We start from the raw sequence: 26,676 nt of genomic DNA, 5'->3' as shown, positions 1-26,676 counted from the left end.
TAGAAGCGTGATGCATATTCCTGCCCGTTTGCGTACTCTGGCCGCCTTGGTAGCGGCCATTCCTCTGGTGCTGGCCTGCGGCAGCAACCAGGAAAGCTGCGAGATGAACCCCGAAATAGCCAAGGTTTCGGCGCCAGTGCAGCTGGAACGCTTGGAAGCACCTTTCTTCCAAATCAAGAACACCGCCGACGCCAGCCGGTTTGTGCAGGAGCACGGGCTGTTTGCCCGGCAGTATTTGCAGAGTGCGCAGTATCCGGCCCCGGTGCTGGCCTCCACGCTTACGCGCCTGGCCACCAATGCCGGCCTGCAAAAGCTGGGCCGCCAGGCCGACAGCACATTTACCACTACCCGACTGGAGCAGCAGCTGAAGCCCATGTTTCAGTATATCCGCTATTACTTTCCCGATTTCCGGGTGCCCCCCGTCAAAACTTTCGTGAGCGGGCTAAGTCAGGATTTGTTTGTGAATGACAGCCTGATGGTGCTCAGCACCGACTTTTTTGTGGGTCCCAAGGCGGCGTACCGGCCCAACGTGCCGGGCTACATTCTGCGGCGCTACACGCCCGACCACCTGGTGCCCACAACTGCGCTGGCCATCAGCAGCAAGTACAATCAGAAACAGCTGACTAACCAGACCATGCTGGGCGAAATGGTGCAGTTTGGCAAAGCTCTGTACTTCGCCGAAAAGGTACTGCCCTGCACCGCCGACTCCTTGCTGATGGGCTATACTGATAAGGAAATGGCTGGGGTGCACTTCAACGAAGGCAAAATCTGGTCCCACTTCATTGAGAAGAATCTGCTGTATAACACGGCGCCGTTCACTATTCAGAAGTACATCGGGGAGCGGCCCAACATCCCAGAAATTGATAAAACCTGCCCTGGTAGGGTAGGGGCCTGGATTGGCTGGCAGATTGTGCGCAAATACATGGCTGAGCACCCCAACGTGACGCTGAAGCAGCTCATGGCCGATAAAAACGCCCAGCGCATCCTCAACGACTCGCACTACCGGCCCAAGGTGAACCGCGGGCGGGTGAGCTAATTGAAGCGCGGCAGTTTTTACCTGAGCAGATGCACATTGCCGTTTTTAGCCAGTACCACACCAACCCCGATTGTCCAGCCACCAGCCGGCATTATTCCCTGTTGGCCCAGCTGGCGCAGCAACACCGCGTCACGCTCATTACTACTAATACCTGGGAAACACAGCGCCTCACGCACGATTTTGCGTGGGTGCCGGCCGGGGTAGAGTTGCGCGCCGCCGCCGTACCCTACGAAAACCGCATGGGCGTGGCCCGGCGCGGGCTGGCCTTTGCGCAGTACGCTGCCTACGCTTTGCGGGAAGGGGTGCGCATCGATAAGCCAGACGTTATCTGGGGCATCAGCACGCCGCTTACGGCGGCTTGGGCCGCGGCGCAGGTGGCCCGCTGGCGTCGGGTGCCGTGGGTGTTTGAGGTGCAGGATCTGTGGCCGGCTTTCCCCATAGCCATGGGTGCCGTACCCAATCCGCAGCTGCAACGGGCTCTGTATCGTATGGAGCGCCGCATGTACCAGCAGGCGCAAGCCGTGGTAACCCTGTCGCCGGATATGACGGCGTACGTGCGAGAGGTAGGGCAGGCCACCGGTACCCGTTATCCCTTCGCGCCCCAGAAAGTGCATACTCTACTCAACGGGACTGACTTGGAGTTGGCCGAGTTGGCCACCGATGCGGCCGTGGAGAACCTACGCCGTAGCTGGAATTTGGCGGGCAAGCGGGTAATACTGTATGCGGGTACCTTCGGGCGGGCCAACGATATTCCGCTGCTGCTAGCGGCAGCTGTTGCGCTGGCACCCAGCCACCCCGATGTAGTATGGCTATTTATGGGGCACGGCTTTCACGATGCAGCGGTGGCCCAGGCAGCAGCCCAGCATCCGTTTATTAAAGTAGTACCGCCGCAGCCGCGCCACGCGGTGTTTGCGTGGTTCCGATTGTCGGATGTGTCGGTAGCCCCCTTCCTGGGCTTACCGGTGCTGGATACCAACTCTCCTGCCAAGTTCTACGACAGCTTGGCGGTAGGTACGCCGGTTATCGTCACCAACCCTGGCTGGACCAAATCTTTTGTGGAGCAATACCAGTGCGGCTGGTACTCACCGGCCAGCAATGCGCCGGCTCTGGCGGAGCTTCTGCACCAGCTATTCGCTAACCCAGAGCAACTCCGTGCCGCTGGCGAGCAAGGCCAACAAGCCGCGCAACAACAGTTCGACCGCCAGCAGATAGCCAGCCGAATGCAGGTGCTCTTGGAAGAGGCTGCCAAATCAGCCCGGAACTTATAAACTCAGGAAGACTACTTTTATACTAAGTTGTGCCGATTGGTAGTTAGTTAATTGGTTTAGAGGGCTTCTTGGCCGTTTTATCAAATGTTTCTGCAGACTTCACTACTACATCTGAGTAGTATTTGCACCAACTCTGCAGCGGGCAAACAGCGCATTTAGGAGTGCGGGCTAGGCAAATGTAGCGTCCGTGCAAAATCAGCCAGTGGTGGGCTTTGGGTATCAATTCCGTGGGAATGTAGCGCACCAATTCCTTTTCTACTGCCAGCGGCGTGGTGGCCACTTTGCTCACCAGCCCCAACCGGTGCGATACCCGGAACACGTGCGTATCCACGGCCATGGCGGGCTGGTTGTAGATGACGGAAACTACTACGTTGGCCGTTTTGCGGCCCACGCCCGGCAGGCGCTGCAATTCTTCGATAGTGCTGGGTACCTCGCCGCCAAATTCCTGCACCAGTAGGCGGCCCAGTCCGGCCAGGTGCTTGGCCTTGTTGTTGGGGTAGGATACGCTGCGGATGAACGGGAAAATATCCTCCGCCGATGCTGCGGCCAGTTGCTCCGGCGTAGGGAACTGCTCCAGCAGGGCTGGCATCACCTGGTTCACGCGCTTATCGGTGCACTGGGCACTTAGCACCACGGCCACAATCAGCTCGTAGGGGTTGCGGTAGTGCAGCTCCGTCTTGGGCTCCGGGAAGTGCGTGGTGAAATATTCGATGAAATGGCGGTAACGCTCAGGCTTGCGCATGGCTGAAGGCAACTAACAACGGCGGATGAGGCGGTGCCAAATAGCACAGCGCCGCGAAGTTACCGAGCAGGTAGCTTCGCGGCGCTGTAAATTTTCAAGTATAAATCGGCGTTATTCGCTACGCAGGAACGTGCGGGAGTATTGCAGAATGGAATCGGTGGTGCGTTGGCTGGGGGCACGGCGGAGGCCATTAAGGGCGCGCTGGGCCAGCAGCAAATCGGCGCAGGAAGCCGCTAGTTCGGCATCGTGCTGCAGGGCATGCTCTACTTGTTGATGCTCCTTAGCTGGCAATTCGTTGTATACGTACCGGAGCAGCGTCTCGTGGGTAAAGGTTTTGATCATAGAAAACGGGTTGTGCGGCCATTTTTTTCCGCAGGTTAATCAGCGCATAGCGCATACGCCCCAGCGCGGTATTAATGCTGACCCCCGTTGCATCGGCAATTTCCTGAAAGCTCATGTCACCGTAGTGGCGCATGATCAGGACTTCTTTCTGCGCCGCGGGCAGCTCCTGAATCAGTTCCCGAAGCCGCGCGTGGGTTTCTTCCCGGGTTAGCGCTGCCTCAGCCCCCTCTTCTGCCAACGACAACGAATTGAACGCATGACTTGTTGTATCAAGGTTCAATAAAGGACTGCGTTTTTCTCGCCGGAAGCAGTCAATAGCCAAATTATGCGCAATCCGGCAGATCCAAGACGAGAATTTACCTTCTTCATTATAGCGCCCACCTTTCATGGTGTGCACCGCTTTAATGAAAGTATCCTGCAGGAGGTCTTCCGCCACGTCTTCGTCGCGGACAATAAGCATAATAGTAGTGAATACGCGGGCCTTGTGCCGCTCAAGTAGCTGAGCAAAGGCATCCTCTTGGCCGGCAATATAGAGCGAGATGAGAGCGGAGTCGCTCGGCTGCATGGTTTCCATAAAGACTACGAAAAATGAAGGGGACGTAGAGCTTTAGGCCATAGAGTGCAGTTGCCGGTGGAAGTTTCTTCGTGAAGAACGGGTGAAGAATGGAGGTAAAATCAAATGTAGAAAACCGCCACCCGAAACACAACGCCCAGCGCCCGGAAATGACAAAATTTTTTTCGTCCACTGTAAAACCTAGTATCTACCATTTTGAATATAGAATACTCTGGTATACCCCGGCCGGGCAACTCCTACAATGGGCTGCCGACGAAAAAAGCTGGTTTTCCGATACCCATTCAGAAAACCAGACCCCTAAAAAACAACATTGCAAGAACCGTGCGCTACGGCCGTAGCTGCTGGCTTAGTTCGCGGATGCGGCCTTCCAGGGTGGCGTCTGGAGCGGTGCCGGCCGCGGCGGCGGTAACGCGTTGGTCGAGCAGCTGGCTGAGCTGGCGTAGTTGGTCGAGGCGCTGGGTTGTGCGCTGCAACTCGGTGTTGAGGGCAGACAGGTTAGCCGAGGCCGGAATTTCTACCGTGGTGGTACCAGATGAGCCGGTGGCCTGCTCGTCGTGGCGGGCAATAGCCTCGGGCGTCATCATATCGTCGCGGTAAATCACCACGTCGCCCTGCATGTTGATGGCCTTTCCATTTTCCAGCAGCTGGCGGTTGCCGTTTTTGCTCACCATAATGCCATCGGGGCGGAGGGTAAGGCCGTTGGTAAACCGTAGCGGGGCTGACAGCGGGAAAGACTGCCCGGCCTGCAGCCGGAAGGTTTTGCCGTCGCGCCGGTATGCGCCGTCCTTAAGTTGGGCCGTTGCTCGGGCTGTTGGGGCAGTTGTTGTCTGGGCCTGCGCTGCAGAGAGGGAGGCAAGTGAGCACAGGCTGCCGAGCAGCAAACCGCAGAAAAGAGAGGAGAAGCGAGCCATAAAATCAGGGGTGTAGTGGAAGCCGGGAAGGATTGACTGCTAAAAAAACTATGCGCTATGGTGCTGCCGCCGGCCAGCCAGCCAGTGCAGAGCGGGCACTTCGTCGCTGAACAGCCGCACGTGGGCTTGGGCGCTTTGTACCATGGGCGAGCCGGAATGCTGCTGGTCGGCGCTGAGCTGGCTGGCTGCTACCACGAAGGCAAGGTAAATGCGCTGGCCGGTGTGCTGGGCCAAGCTGCTCACAAACTGCGTGAGCACCCAATGGGTATCGTCCTCGCTGGCGGGGCCGCGCTGGCGCACATCTACCAGCCAGTAACAGCCGGTGCGCGTGTGCTGCAGCAGTGTTTCGTAGCCCTGCATCAGCTCCGCCGCCGATACGGGCCGCAGCCATCGGATAACCGTAATATCCAGCTCAGGCCGTACCTGCACTGATAGAAACGAGGGAAATGCCGACATAGAAGGAAATTCTGACAGACTACCGTGGCCGGCTTGGAAATAACCGGGTGGGAATAGTCCTTTCTCAAGCATACGCAAAACCCCCGGTTGTGGCTTGCCTGGCTTGGTAGTTACCCCTCGCAATTCCCGATAAAAAACGCTGTGGCTGAGCTTGGGAGCAAGGGGCTGGGGCTACCTTTGCCCGGCCGGTTCTTTCCCGGTGCCTCGCTGCTATGGCTGATTCCTCCTCCACCGGTACTCCACGCTACGACCCCTACACCGCCCTGCGCGTACCCGATTTCCGACGGTTTATCGGGGCGCGGGCCAGCTTTGTTATTGCCACGCGCATTCAGGGGCTGGTGGTGAGCTGGCAGCTGTTCAAGCTCACCGACGACCCGCTGGCGCTGGGCCTGATTGGCCTCACGGAAGCCGTACCGAGCATTGCCGTGTCGTTGTATGCGGGGCACGTGGCTGATTCGGTGAAGCGCAAAAACATCATTGTGGCGGCCGTAGCGGTACTGCTGCTGTGCGCGGGTGCGCTGGCGGCCCTATCGTGGGGTGTGCAGCAACAGCTGCTGAATGTTGGGCAAATGGGTACGCTGCCGATTTACGCGGTAATATTCGTGAGCGGCATTGCCCGGGGCTTTCTGGGGCCGGCGCTGTTTTCCTACATGCCCCAGCTATTACCCGACCGGGAAAAGCTGGCCAACGCCATTACTTGGAACAGCACCACCTGGCAGGGCTCCTCGGTAATTGGGCCGGTGATTGGCGGGTATCTCATTGCGCACTTGGGAGTAGCCAATGCCTACACCATTGCCACTGGGCTGTTTGTGGTATCCCTGGCCCTGTTTAGTAGCCTGGCCTCGCACCCGCTACCGAAGCGCGAGGGTGCAGCCCCGGATTTTGTGGAAAGTATCAGCGGCGGGCTGCGCTTTATTTTCGGCAATCAGTTGGTGCTGGCCGCTTTGTCGTTGGATTTGTTTGCGGTGCTGTTTGGCGGGGCCGTGGCCCTGTTGCCGGTATTTGCCGAGAAAATTCTGAAAGTGGGCGCCTCCGGGCTGGGCCACCTGGAGGCGGCCCCCGCCGTGGGCTCCGTGCTGATGGCGTTGCTGCTTACTTATTTTCCGCTGCGGCGGTTTGCGGGCCGCAAGCTGTTGTGGGCCGTGGCCGGGTTTGGGCTAGCTACCATTGGATTTGCCTTGTCGCGCAACTTCTACCTGTCGTTGGGGCTGCTGTTTCTGACGGGGGTATTTGACTCCGTATCGGTAATTGTGCGGGCCACTTTGCTGCAGACTTTTACCCCGGAGTACATGAAAGGCCGCGTGTCGGCGGTGAACAACATTTTTATTGGTTCCAGCAACGAAATTGGGGCCTTCGAGTCGGGAGCCATGGCCAAGTGGCTGGGCACTACCGCCTCGGTGGTGTTCGGCGGTATCATGACCATTGTGGTGGTGGGTATCACGGCCCTGAAAGCTGATAAGCTGCGGCAGCTGGACATGACACCTGAAAAGAAGCCGGCAACCTGAGCTAATAGGCTGACATAAGTAAAAAGCCCGCTACCTCGTAACGAGGCAGCGGGCTTTTCTTTGGTGTCTATTCATGAAGCTGTTTAGAAAGTCGTCAGCGCGTTGTAAAGACGCATACTCGCGTCTCGTAGTTGAACGAAATCAGCCGATTGGCGCAGACGATGAGACGCAAGTATGCGTCTCTATAGCCTTTGGCCAACTTCCCGGACAGCTTCCATATCTATTTCTGAAAAGCCTGCTTTTGCGCCTGAGGGCAAATTGGGTCGGGCTTCATTTCCAGAATTTTGCTGATTACCAGGGCCTGCTCGTTGGTGCCAGGTTGGCTTTGTAGTTCTCCCTGCACGCGGGCAAATACTGGCTGCCCAGCATTTTTGCGCGTATTGGCGTAGCGTTTTTCCAGCTCAGCATTCACGCCGCTAGCCAAAGCCACGGCGTATTTCTGCCCCGAGCCGCACTCCTCAAACATGGCCGCATCGGCCATGTAGGTGTATTTGCCGGTGAACTCACGACGGGTGCCGACTTCGCTCAGGTTGCCGTCGGAGCGGTAGCGCAGGTCGAAGGTGGGTAGGGGCTTGCCGTTAGCATCCAGCAGCTGTAACATACGGCCAGTGGCTACCTGGTAGCGGCGCACCGGGTCGTTGCCGCTGGGCTCCAGGGTAACAACCTGCCCGCGTACCCGCCACGGACCCCGCCGGTAATTCACGGGCGAGGTACGGCCTATGTACAGTTCCTGCAGTTCGTACAGGCTGTCGGGTTTGAGGGTAAGGCGCGTGGCAATACCTTGGCAGTCGTTGCAGGGCACAGTATCGGCGTACACGCCGGCCAACGGCTGGGTGGCGGCACCAGCATCTTTATCGGGGGCGGTGTTCTGGGAGCCGGTGCCAAAGGGCTGTTCCCGGCCCTGGCAGGCCGCCAAGAGCAGCAGCAACGAGGCGGCAGAAGTAAAACGGGGCATAGCGGAGAGTAAAAACAGAGGTGAATACTTCCTGCTACGCAAGCGGCCGGGGTTGGATGCACAGCGCCCGGCAGGGCACTGGGTCACTTATGCCCGCATGGGTACCAGCACAAACGTGCCCCGCAGGCAGCGGGCAAACCCCCACCGCTGGCTGTCCCGGTTCAGGTCGTGGCGCTGGTATCGGCCGTTGAGGGCAGAGTCGCCCACTACCAGCATGGTATAGCCGCGCCGCCGCACTAGGTACTGCCGCTGTTGCCAGGGCCGGATGGTTGGTATCTGCTGGTCGGCAGACAACAATGCCTCCCAGGCCGAGACTACCAGCCGTGGGTCGGTGTTAGCGGCCCGGGCTTCCCGGTACAGCGCCGCCAGCCGGATGTCAGTGGTGTAGTGCTTTTCGGGGTAGCGGCGCACGATCAGGTCGTGGGCTTGCCACAGGTGTTTCATGGCGGCCTGCTTCGGAAAAATGTCGCCGCAGTGCCGGCAGATGTGCTCATCGGGGCCGCACACCAGCGTGTTGGTAGACCGGCTTAACTCGGGCGGCCCGCTGCTGGTCTTTTTCTCCCGCAACACCTGCATCAGGGCCGAAAATAACTCACCTTCATTCACGCCGTGCTTGTGCTGCAGGATGTCGAGCGTATGCCGGCTCAGCATCTCAAAAGCTAACAAATCGTGTAAATCGGCGCGGAGAGTGGACATGGGAGCAAGTAACTACCGTGGGCGGTATCAGGTTCCGGATAGCTGAGCAAACGGCACTAAAAAGCACCAGGGAATTTTCCGCTGGTGCTTTCAGTATTGTGCGTGTTGAGGGCTGACCTAACGACTGGCCTGGGCTGTTTTGGAAGCTTTGCGAGTTGCTTTGGTAGCTGCCGAAGACTTCTCGGCGGGGCCGCCGGTAGTAGGAGCGGGCTGCGGACGTTCGGTGTTGGCAAAAATCCACTCGCGCATCGTGTCCAGTGCTTTGGGCGAGAATACGGGCTGCTGCTCGCCATTTACTACGGGCCAGTCCTTCATTTCGGGCTGGTACCAGTGGTTTACTCCGGCCAGCTTCGCCGATTTTACCTTGGCATTTTTCAGCCCCGATTTCAGCGGCCCCATGTTCTGGTGCGAGTCCACTTGCAAGTCGTTGGAGCCCCCCAGCAGCAGCACCGGGCATTTTACATCGGCCAGTGAGCGGGTGGGGTCGAAATCCAGGAAGTAGCGCGACCAAGGCGAAGTAAGCTGGACGGCCCGGGCCCGGGCCATGTGGGGGTCCATATCGGTATTGTTGAAGCGCAGGGTAGCGGCTACTTTACCGCGGGCCTGGTTGTCGTTGGGCGTTTGGCGGATAATCTCTACCATTTCCTTGTGCAGCTCCAGCGCGGCCTTCACTTGGGCTGGGTTGGAGCCGATGAGGCGCATAATCTCCAGTTGCTGGCGCATAATCACGTCGCGGCCCGGCACGCCGTAGCCCGACAAGGATACCACGAAAGCCGGGGTGGCCGGCTGCTGCTCGGCGGCCGCTAGCAGGGCCACGTTGGCTCCTTCGCCGTGGCCTACCAGCCCAATGTAGCGTTGGTCAATGAGGGGCTTGGCCCGCAGGTACACCATAGCAGCCTGCGCATCGCTCACCAGGTCAATGGTGGTAGTAGTGAAGTGGTTGCCCTGCGACTTGCCCACGCCCCGGTCATCGAAGCGCAATACGGCAATGCCGCGACGGGTGAGGTGGTCGGCCAAGGCCCCGAACATGCGGTAATCCTGCTGCTCCACGTCCCGGTTTTGGGGGCCATTGTCGGTGAGCAGTACCACGGCCGGAAACGGGCCGGGACCCGCCGGAATGGTAAGGGTACCCGCCAGTGCCAAATCGGCTTTGGTGTTCAGAAATTTAACTTCCTCTTCGCGGTAGGGCGGGGTGAGGCGGGGCTTGCTGGCGGCTACGGGCTGCTTGACGGCGGCCATCCGGGTAAGGGTGAGGGGAGCCGTGAGACCCGGCTGGGTCCAGGTGCCCTGGAACGTGGTCCCCCCATCTTTCACTTTGCCCACAAACTTGCTGCCGGCCTGCTCAATGCTGATGGTAATATCGGTACCCTTCAGAGTTACCTCGGCCGGCATGCGGCTGATGCGCTGCTGGGGAGCATCGAGGGCAGCGTAGTAGGTACCGTTGGAAAGTGGCACCAGCGTAATAATGAGCGTGAGTTGACCACCCGGTACTTTCAGCGGGCCCTTCCACTGGCCGTTCAGCGGAGCATCGGCGGCTTGCACGGCAGTGGGAGACAACCAGAATAGCAGCCCAAGCAGAAAAAATACGTGTAAGAGTTTCTTCATAAAATGAAAAACAAGAAGGGTATTTTACTGTCGCCAGGGCAACACGAGTCTGAAAATATCAAACTTGACGCATACATGCCAGTCTGGGTTTCGCAACTTTCCGCAGAATGGGGAATAGCCGCCGCTAGGGCCGAAAAAACTTTCGGCTGTCTGCGCAGTACAGCCTACTTCCTGTATAACGCCAGCGCTATGTTTGAACCGCACTGTCTGCCACGCTGCAAGCTGAACAGCGGCGCAACCTCCTGAGCCGGTTGTTGACTTTATTATTTACTACACATTTTTTCGCTACGGCGTTTTTCTACTGTTCTGCTTACTGTTGCTATGATTTCAACTTTCGGTCGTCGGCTGCTGCGTGGTGTGGCAAGCGTATTGTTAGCTAGTGCGGCGCAGGTGGCCGCTGCCCAGGCTCCGCCCATCAACCCCGCCCAGTGGACCGACGAGCTCCGTGCTTTTACCCGGCAAGACAGCCTCACGCCCCCACCCGCGCACCCCATCCTATTCTACGGCAGCTCCTCTATTCGGAAGTGGGAAACCCTGCGGCAGGATTTTGCGGGTCGCCCAGTGCTCAACCGGGGCTTTGGTGGCTCCCGCTTCCCCGATGCGCTGTACTACTTCGATAAGCTGGTGGTGGCCTACCAGCCCCGGCAGGTGATACTCTATGAGGGCGACAACGACATTGGCTCCGGAGCCTCGCCGCAGGAGGTGTTTCAGTCGTTTCTGACATTTGAGAAGCTGATGCAGCAAAAGCTGCCCAAGGTGCCGCTGGTGTTTCTAGCCATCAAGCCCAGTCCTTCGCGCTGGGCCTTATACCCGAAAGTGCAGGAAGCCAACCGCCTGATTCGAGAGTATATACAGGCGCATCCCAAACGCCTGCGTTACGTGGATACGGCCACGCCGCTCCTGGGCCCGAATGGCAAGCCGCAGCCGCAATTCTACGTGTCGGACAGCCTGCACATGACGCCTGCTGGCTACAGCGTGTGGACGCGGGTAGTAGGGAAGCGGCTAAAGAAATAAGGTAGCCGGCTGCCTATTGCTGACAGAGGGCCGCTTCCACGCTGCCGCCGTCGAAAGCGGCCAGAATCCGGTAGGGGCGCGAGGTGTGGCTAAACGCGCAGGGTGAGCAGAGCGCTTCCCGTTGGTTTTTCAGGAAGCGGATGGCCTTGTCGTTCTGCACGTAGATCCGCTCGTCGTTGGTAGTTTCCGGCTCCCCGGCGGAGCCGCCGGTATAGGTTTCGTAGAAGAAGATCAGGCGGCCGTTCTGGTAATAGTATTCGGAAGTAGTAGACCCGTCGCCCAGGAAACCCCAGGCGATAACCACCTTAACTACGTTGCCCCGCTCCGAGTAGAAAGTGACAGTACCATCGGTGTCGCAGCGGAACGGCTTTTTCAGGCTGTCCAGTGGAGCGGCATTGATGCGGGTAAACTCCTGCCGGATGGCCGCCACGGCTGACTCGGTTGAGCCGGGCGCCGTTGGTGTGGTAGCGGCCGGTGAGGCCGCCGAGTCGGCCGACGCGGCGGCCTCACCGGGGCGTTGCGGCAGGGTTTGGGCTTGCTCCGCGGGGTTGCCTTTCTCCTGACAAGCCAATAAAGCCAGGAAGCCGCTAAGCAGCAACTGGGACAGGGAGGCGGAAACCGTGCAGATCTGTTTCATCCTGAAAACAAATTAGGGTAAAGCGGCTGCATGCACGGTGTAGAGACACAAGTATGCGTCTCTACACCGTGCATGCAGCCGCCATAGCTGAATCATTTACGAAAGAGGCGCTCGGCTTCGTTACCCCGTACAGGTCCCGCCGCCGCTGACGACCTGCTCAGCTCTTCTGCACGTGTTGCAGTATGGCCGGCAGATTCTGGAGCGGAGAAAACCAGCCATTCAGCTCATTGAACCGCACGCCGTACACGCCCTGTGCGGCCAGGGCCAGCAGGTACTCCACAGCCTTCCGGGTTTCCGTGGATATCACCAGCACGTTGCCGCTGGCATCTACAAACCCACCGCCGGGAATGGTTCTGGCATACTCCTGGGCTCGTTGCCGGTCCGTGAATACAAAGGCCCAGGGTTTTCCATCCAGCACGCCCACGAACGGTTTCCGGTCTTCCAGGCTGGCCGTCTGCCGGGTGATGAAATGCCACTGCGGCAAGCTCAAGACGGCTTGCCATAAGGCAGCTAGGTCTTCCGTTTGGCCCGAGGCTTTGGCTTTTTCCAGTAGCTGGTCGATTTCGTGGGCAGCAGCTGCGTCCATAGGTGCTGGTTGAAGGTGTCGTTGGCATACTGCCGCGCAGGGGTGGGGGTTGCGCATACCCGCCCGGCCAAGCACAAACAGGCCCGCCATGCAGCGCACAGCGGGCCCGGAATTACTGAAACGCGCCACCGCCGCAATGGGGCTAGCTGGGCCGTGAAGGAGTCGGAATGGGCTGCAGGACGGGGCCGGCCTCCACCACGTACTCGGCCGCTTTAGTGGCGTCGGTCATCCGCCAGTAGGCTTCGCCGGTAGCGCACAGCTGCACCAGCTGCCGGTAGAGGCCATTGCCAAACAGGATGCGCGCCCGCGTAGCCCCGGCTCGGGTACTTTCAGCCTCCCGGCGGTCGGTGAGGCTGTCCACGAAATCGGCGTTCTGGCTTTCGATGGCCGCCAGCATCTGCTCGGTAAGGCCCACACCCGCGTACTCCGCCAGGTACTTGCGGCCCTGCTTCACCAGCATGGTAGCGGCCAGGTGCAGCTTGGCGTCGCCCAGGCTGGATACATCCGAGACGCCGAACCGCTTGTAGCGGGCTGAGCGGGTATCATCCTGGGTGGCAATAATGCCCAGCACCTGCTGCATAGCTGTCTCCAGGGCCGTGCGCACGGCCTCCTTTTCTTCGGTTACGGTCACGCTTTCCTGCCGCATTACCGTGTCGGGTTCCATCGTCCCGAATTCGGCCGTGTCGGCCTTGAACTTCTGGATGCGCTGGGCCGTCACGCCGCGCTGGGCCAGCACAGCCGCGTCACGGTCGAGGGCGGGCTGTAAGTCCAGGCTGCGCTGCCACAGCGCGGCCTGGGTAGAGGGATACTCGGCAATCGGGTTTTTGTCAAGCATAAGAATAGGTAAGGGATGTGGTAGAATAGCCCGCCGCCCGCTTGAGCGGCTGTCGGCCCCTCAAGCTACCGGTTTGCCCCACGTTTTCCTACACTACGGTTGAGGTTGCGCCTGCCGCATCCCAAGCTCCTCCCGGCCCACCCGAAATGTCCCCTGGCCGTCGCTAAGCCCCCTCCGACCTCCCCGAAACCGTTCCAGCCGCCCCCAAAGCCCCTCCCGGCCCGCTCGAAGCTTCCCCCGGCCTCCCCGAAGCCGTTCCCGGCGAGTCCGAAGCCATTCCCGGCGATAATTCCGGAACTTCGGGCAGGCCGGGCGCTGCGTTGGCGCTGGTGGTGGCCGGTTTGGGCGGGGCGGGGGAGGAGCCGGGACAAGCGGGGGCGGCATTGGGCCCACGCCCGGATGTTTCGGGTAAAGGCAGGTGTGCAATGGAGAGACGCGTATTCGCATCCCGTCGTTGAACGGCCGAAACCGCCCCTAACCACCCCAGGCGGCGCGGCCGACGAGACGCGAATCCGCGTCTGTACACTGTTCTGAAGACTGGTTCCACCGGCGCGAGTTACGCTTCGCTAAACTCGCGCCTAATGGGTTGTTCCGGAGCACGCGCTCCGCCTTTCAGCGAGGTGCTATTAGTACCAGCAGTTCTATTTTTTGCTTATTCTTTCATTAATCTTATCTGCATACTTTAGTATTTCTTTATCCAAATATTCTTTGCCTTTCCTTGTTAAACATATTGATAGAATTTCATTGCAAGGATACCAATACGAAGGGTTGTTAAGTAGTTTGTCAATTTCGTGTTTGCTAATTGTTTCTATTTTATCGTCTAATGTTAAGTCCTTGTATTTTTCAAGAATTACCAAATCTTCTTTCAAAATTTCGGTCAGTACAATTCTTGCAACCTTGTACGTGTCTTCAAGTGTAAGATTGAAGCGTCCCAATTCCCACGTTAGTTCATATATACCAGGATTTCCTTCTTCTGCATTCAGAAGAAAAACCAGTTTCTCAATTTTCAAATCTATATCTTCAAATCGTGTTGTCATTATTACTGGTGCTAATATCTGTATTGCCGATACTTCTATAGCGACAATCTGTTTTCTAGACGCAATATAGTAGCGTAAAGAAGACCAATGGTAGCACGATATTCACTACTTAGCATCTTGGCCTTGCTAGCATAAAGCATCTCAACCGCTCCCGCCGTACCTTCGTCTGCATCAAACCGCAACGGCCGGAAACCAAACCCGGCCTCCGGGCTGTTTAAGAACCTATGGCCGATAATTCCGCTCTGCAAGTAGCCGCCCCCGCGGCCGACCCGATTGACCAGCTCGACCCCCGCGAGTTTATCCTGATTAAAAACGCCCGGGTTCACAACCTGAAAAACCTCAGCGTGGCTCTGCCGCGCAATAAGTTCATCGTCGTTACGGGCCTGTCGGGCTCGGGCAAGTCGTCGCTGGCGTTTGATACGCTGTACGCCGAGGGCCAGCGCATGTACGTTGAGAGCCTGAGCAGCTACGCCCGCCAGTTTCTGGGCCGCATGGACAAGCCCGACGTGGACTACATCCGGGGCATTTCGCCGGCCATTGCCATTGAGCAGAAGGTCAGCATCAAGAACAACCGCTCCACGGTGGGCACCAGCACCGAAATCTACGACTACCTGAAGCTGCTGTTTGCGCGGGTGGGCCGTACCTACTCACCCGTGAGTGGGGAGCAGGTGAAGAAGGACAACGTGGCCGACGTGGTGGACTACCTCATGCGCTTGCCCGAAGGTACCCGCGTGATGCTGCTGGCCCCGCTGCTGCCTTCGGAGGCTGGCCGCCCCATGAGCAAAGAGTTGGATTTGCTGCTGCAGAAAGGCTATAGCCGGGTAGTGGTGAACGGCGAAACGGCCTTTATTGAGGAGCTGATTGCCGAGGGCCAGCCCGAAGTGGAAGGGGAGGTGTTCATCATGGTGGACCGCGCCGCCATCCAGCCCGGCGACGAAGACCTGATGTTCCGTCTGAGCGACTCGGTGCAGACGGCCTTCTTCGAAGGCCACGGTACCTGCATTGTGCAAGTTTCTAGTTCCTCGTTGCTGGTTTCTAGTTCGGAAAATCAACCAGAAACCAGCAACCAGAAACCAGAAACTCGGATTTTTTCCGACCGGTTTGAGCTGGACGGGCTGGTATTCGAGGAGCCCAGCGTCAATTTCTTCTCCTTCAACAACCCCTACGGTGCCTGCCAGACCTGCGAAGGATTCGGCTCGGTGCTGGGCATTGACGAGGACCTGGTAATTCCGGACAAAAGCCTGACGGTGTACGAGGGTGCTATTGCCCCCTGGCGCACCGACAAGCAGAGCGAGTGGCTGAAGCCCCTGCTGAAAAACGGCATCCGCTTCGATTTCCCCATTCACCGGCCTTACAACGAGCTGAGTGAAGCCGAGCGGAACCTGCTGTGGAAGGGCAACAAGTACTTCGACGGCTTGGATGCCTACTTCAAGTGGGTGAGTGAGCAGACGCATAAAATCCAGTACCGGGTGCTGCAAAGCCGCTACCGGGGCCGCACCACCTGCCCCGACTGCCGAGGCACCCGCCTGCGCAAAGACGCTCAGTACGTCAAAATTCAGGGCCAGAGCATTACTGATTTGGTATTGCTGCCGGTGAGCCGGGCGCTGGAGTTTTTCCAGAACCTGGACCTGCCCGAGCACGAAGCCAAAGTAGCCGAGCGCCTCGTGACGGAAGTAACCAACCGCCTAGAGTACCTGAACCGAGTAGGCCTGGGCTACCTCACCCTCAACCGCCTCAGCAGCACGCTCTCGGGCGGGGAGAGCCAGCGGATTTCCTTGGCAACCTCGCTGGGCTCGGCGCTGGTGGGCTCCATGTACATTCTGGATGAGCCCAGCATCGGCCTGCACCCCAAGGACGCCGAGCAGCTGATTGGGGTGTTGCGCTCCTTGCAGGAACTCGGCAACACCGTTATTGTGGTGGAGCACGAGGACAAGATGATGGAGCAGGCCGACCAGATTATCGACATCGGCCCCGAAGCCGGTTCGGGCGGCGGTACGCTGCAGTTCCAGGGCTCGTATGAGGAAGTACTGGAGTCGGACACCTATACCGGGCAGTACCTGAGCGGCCGCATGCAGGTGGCCGTGCCGAAGGTGCGCCGCCCCTGGCGCAATGCGCTGGAGCTGACCGGAGCCCGCGAAAACAACCTCAAAAACGTATCGGTGAAGTTTCCGCTGAACGTCATGACGGTGGTAACGGGCGTATCTGGCTCAGGCAAATCCACGCTGATTCGGCGGATTCTGGCCCCGGCCCTGCTCAAGCAGCTGGGCGGCGGCGCGGGCGAAGCTACCGGCAAGTTCGACCGGCTGATGGGCGTGAACGGGCAGGTAACGCATGTGGAGTTTGTGGACCAGAACCCCATCGGCAAGAGCAGCCGCTCGAACCCGGTTACCTACGTGAAGGCCTACGACGCCATCCGGACCCTGTTTGCCGACCAGCAGCTGGCCAAGGCCCGCGGCTTCAAACCCTCGCACTTCTCCTTCAATATTGATGGGGGCCGCTGCGAGGTGTGCCAGGGCGAGGGCCAGGTGAAGATTGAAATGCAGTTTATGGCCGATATCTACCTGACCTGCGAAGCCTGCGAAGGCCGCAAGTTCAAGCAGGATATCCTGGACGTGCAGTTCAAGGACAAGAGCATCAACGATGTGCTGGAAATGACCATCGAAGACAGCATTGAGTTCTTCAAGGACCAGCCCAAGATTGTGGAGCGCCTCAAGCCGCTCGATGATGTGGGGCTGGGCTACATCCGCCTGGGGCAGTCGGCCAACACGCTGTCGGGCGGGGAAGCCCAGCGCGTGAAGCTGGCCTCGTTCCTGACCAAGGGCAACACCCTGCAGAACGATAAAATCCTGTTCATCTTCGATGAGCCCAGCACCGGCCTGCACTTCCACGACATCAACAAGCTGATGACGGCCCTCAATGCGCTGGTGGAGCAGGGCAACTCGGTGCTCATCATCGAGCACAACATGGATATTATCAAGTGCGCCGACTGGATTATTGACCTGGGCCCCGAGGGTGGCATCAACGGCGGCCACCTGCTGTTTGAAGGTACCCCCGAGGAAATGGTGAAGTTCAAGGACACCAACCACACCGCCCGCTTCCTGGCTGAAAAGCTGTAGCGCAACCAACTGAACAGTATACACCGCCCCGCCTGAGCTATTCAGGCGGGGCGGTTTGGTTAATAGGGCAGTGCGGCCCGATACTTGTCTGCCTGATAATCGGTAACTTATAAGAAGACTCAAAAAACCGTACAGCCATGATGGTGGAGCAACAACGGGGAGTACGGGTGCAGTACGATGAAGCCGCCAGTTTTTTGCGAGCGGCTTGGGTAGCCGGTCAGCCGCTGGAGCGGTTTCGGCCGGCCTTGGAGGCTCTGACGCAGTTTAGTCGGGAGCAACACGTAACGCGTTGGCTGATTGATATGCACAACATTCCGCCGCTAGGCTCCGCCGAGCAGGCCTGGATTGGGCAGGAGTGGTTTGCCGACATGGCTCGCACATCCGTGCAGCAGTTGGCCCTAGTACTGCCACCCGATATGCACAATTATCTGGTGGCCACAACTCCGGTGCACGACGCCAACCTGCAGCTGTCTTTTGAGCTGCATTTTTTCACGGATGTAGCCTCCGCATTTCACTGGCTGCTGGAAGAAGTGCCGCACCACCCGGCTTTGTGGGACGAATGGGAGCAGAACGCAATGCGGGTCGGAACTCCACAATAGCGCGCCGCGTACAGCCGAACCGGTTTTTTTAGCTTCTTCGCGCTATGCCCGGTTCCTCTACCTCCTCAACGGCCACGGCGGCCTTCAATTACCTCTCTGCCCCCACCGACAGCCGCACCTGGCGCTGGGCCGCTTCGGCGGCTATTGTGCAGAATATTGCCCTGAACTATGTTTCGCAGCGGTTTCCTTTCAATGGGCAGACCAACGCGCAGGTATCCTACAAGTACCCCACGCCGCTTACGCCGGCCGGCTACGCGTTCAGCATCTGGGGCCTGATTTTTCTGAGCCTATTGGCTTACGCGGTGTGGCAGTTGCTACCCGCGCAGCGCCGCAACCCCCTGCCCGATGCAGTGGCCCGGCCGGTGGTGCTGGTCAACCTGCTCACGGGCCTGTGGCTGGTGGTGTTTGCCTATGAGCTACTGGTGCCCAGCGCCCTAGTGATGCTCGGGATTCTGGCCGGGCTGGCGGTGGTGTACGGCCGCGTGCGGCATTTCAGCCGCCGGGGCGAGGTACCCGTGTGGGTGAATCTGCCGTTTGGGTTGTTTATGGGCTGGATTTCGGTGGCGCTGGTCGTGAATCTTACCTTAGCTTTGGGTACGCGCTGGGAAGTCAGCGAGGCCAAAAGCATCGAAATAGCCATTATTTTGGTGGGTATTACCGCTGGCCTAGCGCTGAATGTAACCAAGCGGTTTCGGGAGCTGGCCTACCCGGCCGCTGTTACCTGGGGCTTGGTAGGCATCTGGGCCGCCCGTCGCGGCACACCGGATACGTTGGTGCTGGCCTGGATGGCCCTGGCCGCGGCGGTGCTGGTAGCTGTGGTGAGCGTGGTGCTGGTATGGTGGGGGCGAAAAGAGAGCTTAGAAGTTAGAGCTTAGAACATAGAAGTAAGAGCAAGGGAGAAAGTAGGCAGCGCTCTGGGCTTCGGCTTAGAACCACTGTTAAGTCGTAAGCTCTCAGTTCTCACCTCTTAGTTCTAAGTTCTCCTCCCTATTCCCCTAACTTGCGGGCCAACTCCCAACCTCAACCCTCTCCGCTATGCGTAAGAATATTGTGGCCGGCAACTGGAAGATGAACACCACACTCCAGGACAGTCAGGCGCTGATTTCCGAAATCGTAAACATGGTGCAGGACGAAGTGACCAACTCCTCGGTAGAGGTGGTGGTGTGCCCGCCTTTCCCGTTCCTGACGGCCATTGGCAAGCAGCTTCCCGAAGGTGGCCGTTTCCACCTGGGTGCGCAAAACTGCCATCAGAAGGAAAGCGGCGCCTACACCGGCGAGGTATCGGCCAAGATGCTGCAGTCAGTGGGCGCGGAGTACGTGATTCTGGGTCACTCGGAGCGCCGCCAGTACTTCCACGAGGATGACGAGTTGCTGAGCCAGAAGCTGAAAGCGGCCCTGGCTGCCGGCCTGAAGCCTATCTTCTGCGTGGGTGAAAGCCTGGAAACCCGCGAGGCTGACGAGACCTTCTCTTTCATCGAAAAGCAGCTGAAAGACGGTCTGTTCCACCTCAGCAATGAGGAGTTCGACCAGGTTGTAATTGCCTACGAGCCTATCTGGGCCATTGGTACCGGCAAAACGGCCACCAGCGCCCAAGCGCAAGAGGTGCACGCCTTCATCCGGGAGCAGATTGCCCGCGCCTACGACGCCGAGGCTGCCCTGAACACCAGCATCCTCTACGGCGGCTCAGCCAACGCCCAGAACGCCCGTGAGCTGTTCAGCCAACCCGACGTAGACGGTGGCCTCATCGGCGGCGCCTCCCTCAAATCCCGCGACTTCACGGAGATTATCAAGTCGTTCTAGGCTGATCATAGCCCATGTTGTCATCCTGAGGCGGTAGCCGAAGGACCGTATCAACGCTGGAACGAAAATTGCCGTTTCCGCGTGATAAGGTCCTTTGGCTACCGCCTCAGGATGACAAATTTTTTAAGGCGACGTTAGCCATTTTCCATGCTTCCCACACTACTGCTCTCCGGCCTGCTGGCTCTGAATCCGTTTGCCGCTCCGCAGCCGCGGGTGCCACTGGCGTTGCCAGCCGTTGTGGGTTCCGTGGACCCTTGCCGGCTATATGGCACGGTGTACCTGGAAACCGATCCGCGCCGCCGGGGTCAGTGCTTTGGGGTGGTGTATCAGGAGCCCGACGAAGCTTTTGCCGACTTGCTGGTGTACTCCGAAACCAATAAGCTCTTCGCCGACAAGGTGGGCCTGTGGTACCTGGCCGACTCCCGCGACTTCGCCGATTACGTGCTCTTCATGACGGACAACCGCAACCTGGCCGACTTCTCATTCCACTACACCAAAGTGCGGGGCCACGCCGGCTGTCGTAAGCAGTAACCGCGGAGCCATTTTTTCCTCCGAACTTTGTCGTCCCGCGCGGCCTAGCGCGGGACGATTTTGTTTCCCTGAATTTCTAGCTGAACTGCTGCAATGGATTACGTTGAACTGCGCGTGCAGGCTCCCCGCGAACTGAGCGACATACTGGTGGCCGAGCTGGCCGAAGTGGGCTACAATACTTTCGAAGATAACGACGAGGGCTTCTGCGCCTACATCGACGAAGACCAGTTCGACCAGGATGCCGTAGCCGAGGTAATGAGCCGCTACGAGGGCTTGGGCGAGCTGGAATTCTCGCACCGCGTGATTACCCGCCAGAACTGGAACGCCGAGTGGGAGAAGAACTTCCAGCCCCTAGTAATTGCCGATAAAGTATCGGTGCGCGCGCCCTTTCACGAGGCCCGGCCCGATTTGCAGTACGAAATTGTTATCATGCCCCGCATGTCGTTTGGCACCGGCCACCACGACACCACGGCCCTGATGATTACCAACCAGCTCGACATTGACCACCAGGGCAAGCGGGTGCTGGATATGGGCTGCGGCACCGGCATTCTGGCCGTAATGGCCGTGCACCTGGGCGCCGATTACGTGCTGGCCGTGGATGTGGAGCCCTGGACGGCCGAAAACGCCGCCGACAACGCCCAGGAAAACCACGTGCAGGACAAAGTGGAAGCCCGCCTCGGCGACGTAACTGCTCTGGAAGGGGAGAAGCCCTTCGATATCATTCTGGCCAACATCAACCGCAACGTGCTGCTGGAGGACATGGGCGCCTACGCCCAGTACCTCAAGCCCGGCGGCCCCATCCTGTTCAGCGGCTTCTACGAGGATGACCTGCCCTTGATCCGGGAAGCCGCCGAAAAGGCTGGCTTCCGGTACGAGAGCCACCGCACTCAGAATCATTGGGTATCAGCGGTGTTCCGCCAGCCGGCGTAACGGCGTCATTCTGGCTTTTAGTCAAAAACCCTCCGACCCGGACTGCATACGTCCGGGCGGAGGGTTTTTGGCTGAAAACGGCTGTTAGTCAGAATTGAACGAAAAACGGGCGAAGTATGATTGTGGTGAGGCAGAGGCCTCTGAGCACCGAAAAGTGCTGTCTTTTACTGAAATTGTAGGCGAGTAATCAGGTTTCTGCGGAAAAGGATATGAGGCATTTTACTTTTAGATGGGTTTGCGCCCTGCTAATAGGGTTAGGGGTTGGTACTCCGGCCTGGGCGCAGCAAAAGCCCCAGTCAGCTAAAAAAGGCGACCCGGCCCCGGTAGCGCCGGCTTTGCCTAAGTTCACGGGCAAGCTCAGCTCCGAGCCCGAGCAGTTTATGGTGGATGTGCAGTCGATGATGGCCACCACCAACAATACGGCCGCTAAAGCCGCTGGCACCCGCCTGCAGCAGGTGTGGGCCAGTAATCGGCTTACGGCCACCCAGCAGCGCTACATTGTGGCGTTGAGCCAGTACATGCTGGGCCGCAAGTTCCGGCCTAAGCCCCACTTCGAGCAGTTCTACACGGCCATTGCCGCTGGGGTGCTGGTGCAGAATTTCTCTGACCAGCAGATGACGGAGTTTCTGGACGTGGCTGGCAAAACCCTTGAAAAGGAGCAGCCCACCGATGCCGAGAAGTTTCTGGCCGCCGCCGCTTCGTTCTTGGATACCAAGTTCCTGCATAAGTCGCGCTACAGCTCCCTGCAGGTAGTGGGCGGCACGTTCAGCTTTGCCTACCACGCCCAGGATATGCCTTCCCTGGCCCCACCGGCTCCGGCCCCGGTGGCCCCGCCTACGCCTACCGTTAGCACCAAGCCACTGAATACTAAAACCGGCACCAAAACCTCTAAGAAAAACAACGGCTGGGGCGATGATGACCCCTGGAGCAGCACCGATGACGGCTGGGGCACGCCTTCCAAGAAGAGCACCAGCACTGCTGCCGCCAAACCCGCCGACTCCGGTTGGGATGCTGCCGCGGCTCCGGTGGCGTACGATTCTTATCTGCCGCCGCCCTCTCGGGGCCCGGCCATCATGCTCAAGGATGCCGACCTGTTCATGGTGACGCCTTCTGACTCGGTGTATATCCGCAAAACCAGCGGCGCGGTAGTAGCTAATACCAACCGTTTTGTGGGGTATGGGGGTGAGTTTGCCTGGCAGGTGAACAATAACCCCGCCTCAGTGGCCCTGGCCAGCTACGACTTTGATATCCTGAAGGCCGAGTTTGTGGCTAACCCCGTTACGCTCACTTATCCGGCCGTACTGGAAGCGCCCATCAAAGGGTGGTTTGCCTACAAGAGTGTGCAGCGCAAACCGGGTGTACAAACCGGGTACCCGCGCTTTATTTCGGCCACCAATGATGCCCGGGTAAAGAACATCGGCGACAATATTCGCTACTTCGGGGGCTTCTCGCTCACGGGTAACCGGGCACTGTCGGCTTCGCTGGATGGGGCTTTGTCGCGCATCATTGTGGACGTAGATGGCAAGCCCAAGTTCCGGGCCTCGTCGCGGGCTTACGTGCTTGGCGACTCTATTATTACGGCCCAGCACGCGCAGGTATCCATTTTCCAGGACAAGCAGGACTCACTGACGCACCCCGGCGTGAAGCTGAAGTACAACAAGGGCAAGCAGATTCTGCAGCTGGCCCGCGAGGACGGCCTGTATAAGTCGACGCCCTACTACGACTCCTACCACCAAATGGAGGTAGCCGCCGAGCTGCTGACCTGGCCCGTGCGTACGCCCTACATTGATTTTTCTATTCTTACGGCTAAAAATCAGGTAACGGCCAACTTCGAGAGCAAGGAGTTTTACACCAACACCCGCTACCAGCAAATCAAGGCCATCAACAAGCTGCACCCACTGCAGATGGTGGTGGGCTACAGCATGGAAAACGGCAACAAGCGCCTGTTTACGGTGCAGGATATTGCCACTTTCCGCCAGCTCAAGCCCGATAACGTGCGCTCGGCCGTGGCTGGCCTGGCCCGCGACGGGTACGTAGCTTGGTACCCCGCCACCGACCAAATTGTGCTGCTGCCGAAAGCGCTGCACTACGTGAACTCCTCGCGAGGCAAGAAGGACTACGACCATATTGCCATCAAGAGCCTCTCGCCCAACGGTAAAAACGCCACCTTAGATCTGAACACCAACGACCTGATTGTGCGGGGTGTAGACCGGTTCAACTTCTCCGACGACTCCGTGACGGTGTTTGTGAAGCCGGATTCGTCGGTGATTCGCATTCAGAAAAACCGCGGCGTGCTGTTCAACGGTACGGTGGTGGCCTCGGCCTTCGTGTTCAAGGGCAAGGAGTTCAAGTTCGACTACGACGGATTCTACATCGACCTGGTGAAGATTGACTCCATCATTGTGAAGGGCAAGGGCTCGAAGGGCTCGGTGATGAAGGCCCGCAAGGACTTGGACTGGACGCTGACCAATAAGAAAAAGAACTCGGCCGGCCGCCTCTACATCAACGCGCCCAACAACAAATCGGGTCGCAAGAAGCTGGGGGCGTATCCGTCATTTGATGCCAGCACCGGGGCGTACGTGTTCTTCGATAAGCCGGAAGTACTCGGTGGAGCTTACGATACCACCATGTACTTCGATATTCCGCCCTTCAAGCTTGACTCCCTGAACAACAAGAACCGGGCGGCCGTGGGCTTTAAGGGTACGTTCGTGAGTGGGGGCATCGTGCCCAACTTCGATACCAAGCTGAGCATGCAGGACGACGGCTCCTTGGGCTTCGTGTACGACGTGCCCAAGGACGGCTTCCCGCTGTATGGGGGCAAAGGCCGCCTCTTCAATAAGGTAGCCATGAACAACCACGGCTTCCAAGGCATCGGCAACATCAAGTACCTTACCGGCGACTTTAAGAGCGACCAGTTTGTGTTCTACCGGGACTCGGTAGTGACGGTGGGTAAATCGGCTACCATCCTGCCGGGGCCGCTCAACGGGACGGAGTTTGCCAAGGTGACCTTCCTGCCCGGCTACCAGATGAAGTGGGCCGTGAAGCAGGACTCCATGTACCTGACTACGCAGGACAAGGGTGAAGCTTTCAAAATGTACGATTTGGTTAACGGCTTCAAGGGCACCCTTACATACACGCCCACTGGCCTGTTCGGCGACGGTCGCATGGACGGCCCCCAGTCGTTTATCCGCTCTACCTCGTTTGCCTTCAAGCCAACGCGCTATACCGGCAGCAAGTCTACGCTGAACATTAAATCGGCGGAGGTGAACAAGCCGGCCCTCACGGCCAACAACGTAAGCTTTACCTACGACCTGAAGAACGGCAACACCGAGTTTGCCCGGGAGGCTGACGACAGCAAATCCAGCATTGACCTGCCCTATTCCCAGTACCGCACCACGCTGTCGGGCGGGAAGTGGGACTTCAAGAAGAAGCTGGTGCAGCTGCGCGTAGCGCCCGGCGCCGACTCGTCCCGCTCGTTCTTCTACAGCACCAAGCCCGAGCAGCACGGGCTTAAGTTCCAGGCCGCCACGGGCCAGTACGATTTGAGCCGCTACCGCTTGGTAGCTGGCGGAGTACCGCGCATTTCCTCGGCCGACGCCTGGATTATGCCCGACTCCAGCAAGGTGTACATCCTGCCCAATGCCGAAATGCGTGGCTTCCAGAACGCCGGCATTGTGATGGACACCCTGCGCAAATACCACAACCTGTACAAGGGTGAAATCCGGGTACAGTCGCGCACGGCCTTCACTGGCAACGCCCTATACAGCTACAAAACCTCGGCCGACTCCTTCGCCATCAAGTTTGCCAACTTCCACGTCGACTCTACGGCTACGGCCATGGCCTCGGCGGGCCGGAAGGGCGGGGCCGGAATTACTAAAGGCCTGCTGAAGCGCGGGCCCGATGCCGGCGACGACCTGCCACCCTCGCCGCCCACTATTGCCGTGGCTAACCTCACGGCTACCGACAAGTTCCACTTGGCTCCGCGCATTGCCTATCGGGGCGGCATTACCATGAACTCCCAGAAAAAGGGCTTCACCTTCGATGGGCAGGCCAAAATCAACTTCGTGAAGTCGCCGACGGCTTCGGAGTGGTTTGCCGTGCAGGATACCATCGACCCCAAAGCCATCCGCCTCAAGCTGGGTAGTCCCAAAACCGAAGATGGCACGCCGATGATGACGGGCCTGTTCCTCTCGGAGGGGACCAACAAAATCTACCCGCTGTTTGTGGCTCCCAAGCCCGGCGTAACGGATATGAACCTGTTTGAGGTGAACGGCAACCTTACCTACGATATCAGGAAGAAGGTGTACGCCATCAGCCAGCACAACCCCAACGACCCCGACGTGTACGAGGGCTCGGTGCTGACGCTGCAGGACTCCACGGGCCAGATGGATTTCCGCGGTAAGCTCAACCTCATCAACTCCAATAAGGACTACACCCTCACGGCCGCCGGCCTGGGCACCGCCAAGCCCGACAGCAACCGCTACGACCTGGACACCTTCATGGCCTTTGACATTGTGCTGCCCGAGAAGGCCATCGAAGCCATGGGGCAAGACATGGCCAATAATGCTAAGGGCGCGCCCGAAGCCCTCACCGGCTCGCCGGCTCAGCTTTACAAAATGGGCGAGTTTATCGGTAACAAAGCCGTGCAGGACTACAGCACCCGCAAGGGCGGCTACGTGCCGCTGCAGAAGGTATCGGCCAAGTTCCTGCACACCATTGTGCTGAGCCAGGTAAATCTGCGCTGGGACAATAAGTTCAAGGCCTGGTACTCGGTGGGTAAGATTGGCCTAGTGAGCGTGGGTAAGAAGGACATTAACGCCCTCATCGACGGCTACATCGAAATCAAGAAGGAAACCACCGGCGACGCCGTGGAGCTGTACCTGGAAGCTGAACCCCAGACGTGGTACTACCTTAAGTACTCCAACAACGTGCTGCTGACCAAAGCCCAGCACGGCTCCTACGACGAGATTGTGGGCCTCAAAGCCAAGGGTGACTACAACACGGCCACGCAATACGGCTTCTACCTCGGCGACGACCAGGAGGTGCAAACCTTCCTCAACCACTTCCGCAAGGACTACCTCAAGGACACCAGCAAGAAGAAGGTCAACATCACGCAACCTGAGCCCACCGGCAACTTCGACTTCGACCAGGACGCCAACAAGAAGAAAAAGAAGAAGAAGGACCCCGTGCAGGATGCCCTGGACTATGACCCCAACGCCGAGCCGCCGGTAGAGGAACCCAGCAGCAAAAAGAAGAAGAAAAAGGATGAAGCCGTAGAGACGGCTCCCGCGCCCACCGAAGCCCCCGCCGAGGACACGGGCAAAAAGAAGAAGAAAAAGGATGAGGCCGTAGAGGCCACCCCGGCCCCCACCGATGCCCCGGTGGAGGAAAACAAGAAGGAATCGAAGAAGAAAAAGAAGAAAGACGCCAACGACCCCTTCGGCGACGAATAACCGCAACGCCCCGGCAGCCACTGCCGGGGCGTTGTGTTGTCATTCCGA

At 58.6% G+C, this 26,676-nt stretch carries 23 protein-coding genes; 11 read left to right on the top strand and 12 right to left on the bottom strand.

The window, feature by feature from the left end:
• The first annotated feature begins 28 nt into the window (after nt 1–28).
• Together gldB and LF252_RS16100 are read left to right on the top strand one after the other, a co-directional pair.
• Nucleotides 29–1,036, top strand: coding sequence for a gliding motility lipoprotein GldB (gene gldB / locus LF252_RS16105; RefSeq protein ID WP_226270611.1), 1,008 nt, complete (start codon nt 29–31; stop codon nt 1,034–1,036).
• A 29-nt stretch (nt 1,037–1,065) separates the two neighbouring features.
• Complete coding sequence (locus LF252_RS16100; protein ID WP_226270610.1) at nt 1,066–2,304, top strand: glycosyltransferase family 4 protein; 1,239 nt, start codon at nt 1,066–1,068, stop codon at nt 2,302–2,304.
• Nucleotides 2,305–2,347: 43 nt separating this feature from the next.
• Here the strand turns inward: LF252_RS16100 and nth are convergent, their stop codons facing one another.
• The 5 genes from nth to LF252_RS16075 form a co-directional block, all read right to left on the bottom strand.
• Nucleotides 2,348–3,046, bottom strand: a complete 699-nt coding sequence (nth, locus tag LF252_RS16095) for an endonuclease III (RefSeq protein WP_226270609.1) — start codon at nt 3,044–3,046, stop codon at nt 2,348–2,350.
• 111 nt (nt 3,047–3,157) lie between these two features.
• Nucleotides 3,158–3,388, bottom strand: a complete 231-nt coding sequence (locus LF252_RS16090) for an anti-sigma factor (protein ID WP_226270608.1) — start codon at nt 3,386–3,388, stop codon at nt 3,158–3,160.
• Complete coding sequence (locus LF252_RS16085) at nt 3,327–3,962, bottom strand: RNA polymerase sigma factor (RefSeq protein WP_226270607.1); 636 nt, start codon at nt 3,960–3,962, stop codon at nt 3,327–3,329. Before LF252_RS16085 ends, LF252_RS16090 begins: the two co-directional genes overlap by 62 nt.
• Before the next feature lie 326 nt (nt 3,963–4,288).
• Nucleotides 4,289–4,873 carry a DUF6799 domain-containing protein gene (locus LF252_RS16080; protein WP_226270606.1) on the bottom strand — a complete coding sequence of 195 codons (585 nt, stop codon included), beginning with the start codon at nt 4,871–4,873 and terminating at the stop codon, nt 4,289–4,291.
• A 48-nt stretch (nt 4,874–4,921) separates the two neighbouring features.
• Nucleotides 4,922–5,329 carry a hypothetical protein gene (locus LF252_RS16075; RefSeq protein ID WP_226270605.1) on the bottom strand — a complete coding sequence of 136 codons (408 nt, stop codon included), beginning with the start codon at nt 5,327–5,329 and terminating at the stop codon, nt 4,922–4,924.
• A gap of 212 nt (nt 5,330–5,541) precedes the next feature.
• On the opposite strand from LF252_RS16075, the gene LF252_RS16070 reads away from it, so the two are divergent.
• Complete coding sequence (locus LF252_RS16070; RefSeq protein ID WP_226270604.1) at nt 5,542–6,834, top strand: MFS transporter; 1,293 nt, start codon at nt 5,542–5,544, stop codon at nt 6,832–6,834.
• 220 nt (nt 6,835–7,054) lie between these two features.
• Here LF252_RS16070 and LF252_RS16065 read toward each other — a convergent pair whose 3' ends face one another.
• From LF252_RS16065 to LF252_RS16055, 3 genes are all read right to left on the bottom strand, one after another.
• On the bottom strand, nt 7,055–7,789 hold the full coding sequence (locus LF252_RS16065) for a copper resistance protein NlpE N-terminal domain-containing protein (protein ID WP_226270603.1): 735 nt from the start codon (nt 7,787–7,789) through the stop codon (nt 7,055–7,057).
• A gap of 87 nt (nt 7,790–7,876) precedes the next feature.
• The gene (locus LF252_RS16060; RefSeq protein WP_226270602.1) at nt 7,877–8,485 is read right to left on the bottom strand and encodes a hypothetical protein; all 609 of its coding nucleotides are present in this window, start codon (nt 8,483–8,485) and stop codon (nt 7,877–7,879) included.
• Between the two features lie 117 nt (nt 8,486–8,602).
• Nucleotides 8,603–10,090, bottom strand: a complete 1,488-nt coding sequence (locus tag LF252_RS16055) for an alpha/beta hydrolase family protein (protein ID WP_226270601.1) — start codon at nt 10,088–10,090, stop codon at nt 8,603–8,605.
• Nucleotides 10,091–10,411: 321 nt separating this feature from the next.
• On the opposite strand from LF252_RS16055, the gene LF252_RS16050 reads away from it, so the two are divergent.
• On the top strand, nt 10,412–11,104 hold the full coding sequence (locus LF252_RS16050; RefSeq protein ID WP_226270600.1) for an SGNH/GDSL hydrolase family protein: 693 nt from the start codon (nt 10,412–10,414) through the stop codon (nt 11,102–11,104).
• 13 nt (nt 11,105–11,117) lie between these two features.
• On the opposite strand, the gene LF252_RS16045 is transcribed toward LF252_RS16050, so the two are convergent.
• The 4 genes from LF252_RS16045 to LF252_RS16030 all read right to left on the bottom strand — a co-directional run bounded on the left by LF252_RS16045 (nt 11,118) and on the right by LF252_RS16030 (nt 14,199).
• Nucleotides 11,118–11,741, bottom strand: coding sequence for a hypothetical protein (locus tag LF252_RS16045; protein ID WP_226270599.1), 624 nt, complete (start codon nt 11,739–11,741; stop codon nt 11,118–11,120).
• 157 nt (nt 11,742–11,898) lie between these two features.
• A complete protein-coding gene (locus LF252_RS16040; RefSeq protein ID WP_226270598.1) occupies nt 11,899–12,327 on the bottom strand; it encodes a hypothetical protein in 429 nt (142 codons plus the stop codon).
• A gap of 142 nt (nt 12,328–12,469) precedes the next feature.
• Nucleotides 12,470–13,162 (bottom strand): hypothetical protein, encoded by a 693-nt coding sequence (locus tag LF252_RS16035; protein ID WP_226270597.1) that lies wholly within the window; start codon nt 13,160–13,162, stop codon nt 12,470–12,472.
• 641 nt (nt 13,163–13,803) lie between these two features.
• A complete protein-coding gene (locus LF252_RS16030; RefSeq protein ID WP_226270596.1) occupies nt 13,804–14,199 on the bottom strand; it encodes a hypothetical protein in 396 nt (131 codons plus the stop codon).
• Between the two features lie 224 nt (nt 14,200–14,423).
• Between LF252_RS16030 and uvrA the strand changes: the two genes are divergently transcribed.
• From uvrA to LF252_RS15995, 7 genes are all read left to right on the top strand, one after another.
• The gene (uvrA, locus tag LF252_RS16025) at nt 14,424–17,315 is read left to right on the top strand and encodes an excinuclease ABC subunit UvrA (protein ID WP_226270595.1); all 2,892 of its coding nucleotides are present in this window, start codon (nt 14,424–14,426) and stop codon (nt 17,313–17,315) included.
• A gap of 137 nt (nt 17,316–17,452) precedes the next feature.
• Nucleotides 17,453–17,914, top strand: a complete 462-nt coding sequence (locus tag LF252_RS16020; protein ID WP_226270594.1) for a hypothetical protein — start codon at nt 17,453–17,455, stop codon at nt 17,912–17,914.
• Nucleotides 17,915–17,958: 44 nt separating this feature from the next.
• A complete protein-coding gene (locus LF252_RS16015; protein WP_226270593.1) occupies nt 17,959–18,789 on the top strand; it encodes a hypothetical protein in 831 nt (276 codons plus the stop codon).
• Between the two features lie 160 nt (nt 18,790–18,949).
• Nucleotides 18,950–19,714, top strand: coding sequence for a triose-phosphate isomerase (tpiA, locus tag LF252_RS16010; RefSeq protein ID WP_226270592.1), 765 nt, complete (start codon nt 18,950–18,952; stop codon nt 19,712–19,714).
• 147 nt (nt 19,715–19,861) lie between these two features.
• Nucleotides 19,862–20,245, top strand: a complete 384-nt coding sequence (locus LF252_RS16005; RefSeq protein WP_226270591.1) for a DUF6150 family protein — start codon at nt 19,862–19,864, stop codon at nt 20,243–20,245.
• Nucleotides 20,246–20,338: 93 nt separating this feature from the next.
• Nucleotides 20,339–21,175 carry a 50S ribosomal protein L11 methyltransferase gene (gene prmA, locus LF252_RS16000; RefSeq protein WP_226270590.1) on the top strand — a complete coding sequence of 279 codons (837 nt, stop codon included), beginning with the start codon at nt 20,339–20,341 and terminating at the stop codon, nt 21,173–21,175.
• 335 nt (nt 21,176–21,510) lie between these two features.
• Nucleotides 21,511–26,628, top strand: a complete 5,118-nt coding sequence (locus LF252_RS15995) for a hypothetical protein (protein WP_226270589.1) — start codon at nt 21,511–21,513, stop codon at nt 26,626–26,628.
• Nucleotides 26,629–26,676: the final 48 nt, after the last annotated feature.

It is taken from the genome of Hymenobacter pini, assembly GCF_020421205.1.
Classification (GTDB): Bacteria; Bacteroidota; Bacteroidia; order Cytophagales; family Hymenobacteraceae; genus Hymenobacter; species Hymenobacter pini.
The sequence above is the reverse complement of the archived record's forward strand: the minus strand, read 5'-3'. Positions and strand labels throughout refer to the sequence as shown.

Coding starts and splice junctions, on each gene's coding strand:
- LF252_RS16020 (WP_226270594.1), top strand. CDS start 17,453: ATGATGGTGGAGCAACAACGGGGAGTACGGGTGCAGTACGATGAAGCC.
- LF252_RS16055 (WP_226270601.1), bottom strand. CDS start 10,090: ATGAAGAAACTCTTACACGTATTTTTTCTGCTTGGGCTGCTATTCTGG.
- LF252_RS16050 (WP_226270600.1), top strand. CDS start 10,412: ATGATTTCAACTTTCGGTCGTCGGCTGCTGCGTGGTGTGGCAAGCGTA.
- LF252_RS16060 (WP_226270602.1), bottom strand. CDS start 8,485: ATGTCCACTCTCCGCGCCGATTTACACGATTTGTTAGCTTTTGAGATG.
- LF252_RS16100 (WP_226270610.1), top strand. CDS start 1,066: ATGCACATTGCCGTTTTTAGCCAGTACCACACCAACCCCGATTGTCCA.
- LF252_RS16070 (WP_226270604.1), top strand. CDS start 5,542: ATGGCTGATTCCTCCTCCACCGGTACTCCACGCTACGACCCCTACACC.
- LF252_RS16015 (WP_226270593.1), top strand. CDS start 17,959: ATGCCCGGTTCCTCTACCTCCTCAACGGCCACGGCGGCCTTCAATTAC.
- nth (WP_226270609.1), bottom strand. CDS start 3,046: ATGCGCAAGCCTGAGCGTTACCGCCATTTCATCGAATATTTCACCACG.
- LF252_RS16090 (WP_226270608.1), bottom strand. CDS start 3,388: ATGATCAAAACCTTTACCCACGAGACGCTGCTCCGGTACGTATACAAC.
- LF252_RS16040 (WP_226270598.1), bottom strand. CDS start 12,327: ATGGACGCAGCTGCTGCCCACGAAATCGACCAGCTACTGGAAAAAGCC.
- LF252_RS16005 (WP_226270591.1), top strand. CDS start 19,862: ATGCTTCCCACACTACTGCTCTCCGGCCTGCTGGCTCTGAATCCGTTT.
- LF252_RS16080 (WP_226270606.1), bottom strand. CDS start 4,873: ATGGCTCGCTTCTCCTCTCTTTTCTGCGGTTTGCTGCTCGGCAGCCTG.
- LF252_RS16075 (WP_226270605.1), bottom strand. CDS start 5,329: ATGTCGGCATTTCCCTCGTTTCTATCAGTGCAGGTACGGCCTGAGCTG.
- LF252_RS16085 (WP_226270607.1), bottom strand. CDS start 3,962: ATGGAAACCATGCAGCCGAGCGACTCCGCTCTCATCTCGCTCTATATT.
- LF252_RS16045 (WP_226270599.1), bottom strand. CDS start 11,741: ATGAAACAGATCTGCACGGTTTCCGCCTCCCTGTCCCAGTTGCTGCTT.
- uvrA (WP_226270595.1), top strand. CDS start 14,424: ATGGCCGATAATTCCGCTCTGCAAGTAGCCGCCCCCGCGGCCGACCCG.
- LF252_RS16035 (WP_226270597.1), bottom strand. CDS start 13,162: ATGCTTGACAAAAACCCGATTGCCGAGTATCCCTCTACCCAGGCCGCG.
- prmA (WP_226270590.1), top strand. CDS start 20,339: ATGGATTACGTTGAACTGCGCGTGCAGGCTCCCCGCGAACTGAGCGAC.
- LF252_RS16030 (WP_226270596.1), bottom strand. CDS start 14,199: ATGACAACACGATTTGAAGATATAGATTTGAAAATTGAGAAACTGGTT.
- tpiA (WP_226270592.1), top strand. CDS start 18,950: ATGCGTAAGAATATTGTGGCCGGCAACTGGAAGATGAACACCACACTC.
- LF252_RS16065 (WP_226270603.1), bottom strand. CDS start 7,789: ATGCCCCGTTTTACTTCTGCCGCCTCGTTGCTGCTGCTCTTGGCGGCC.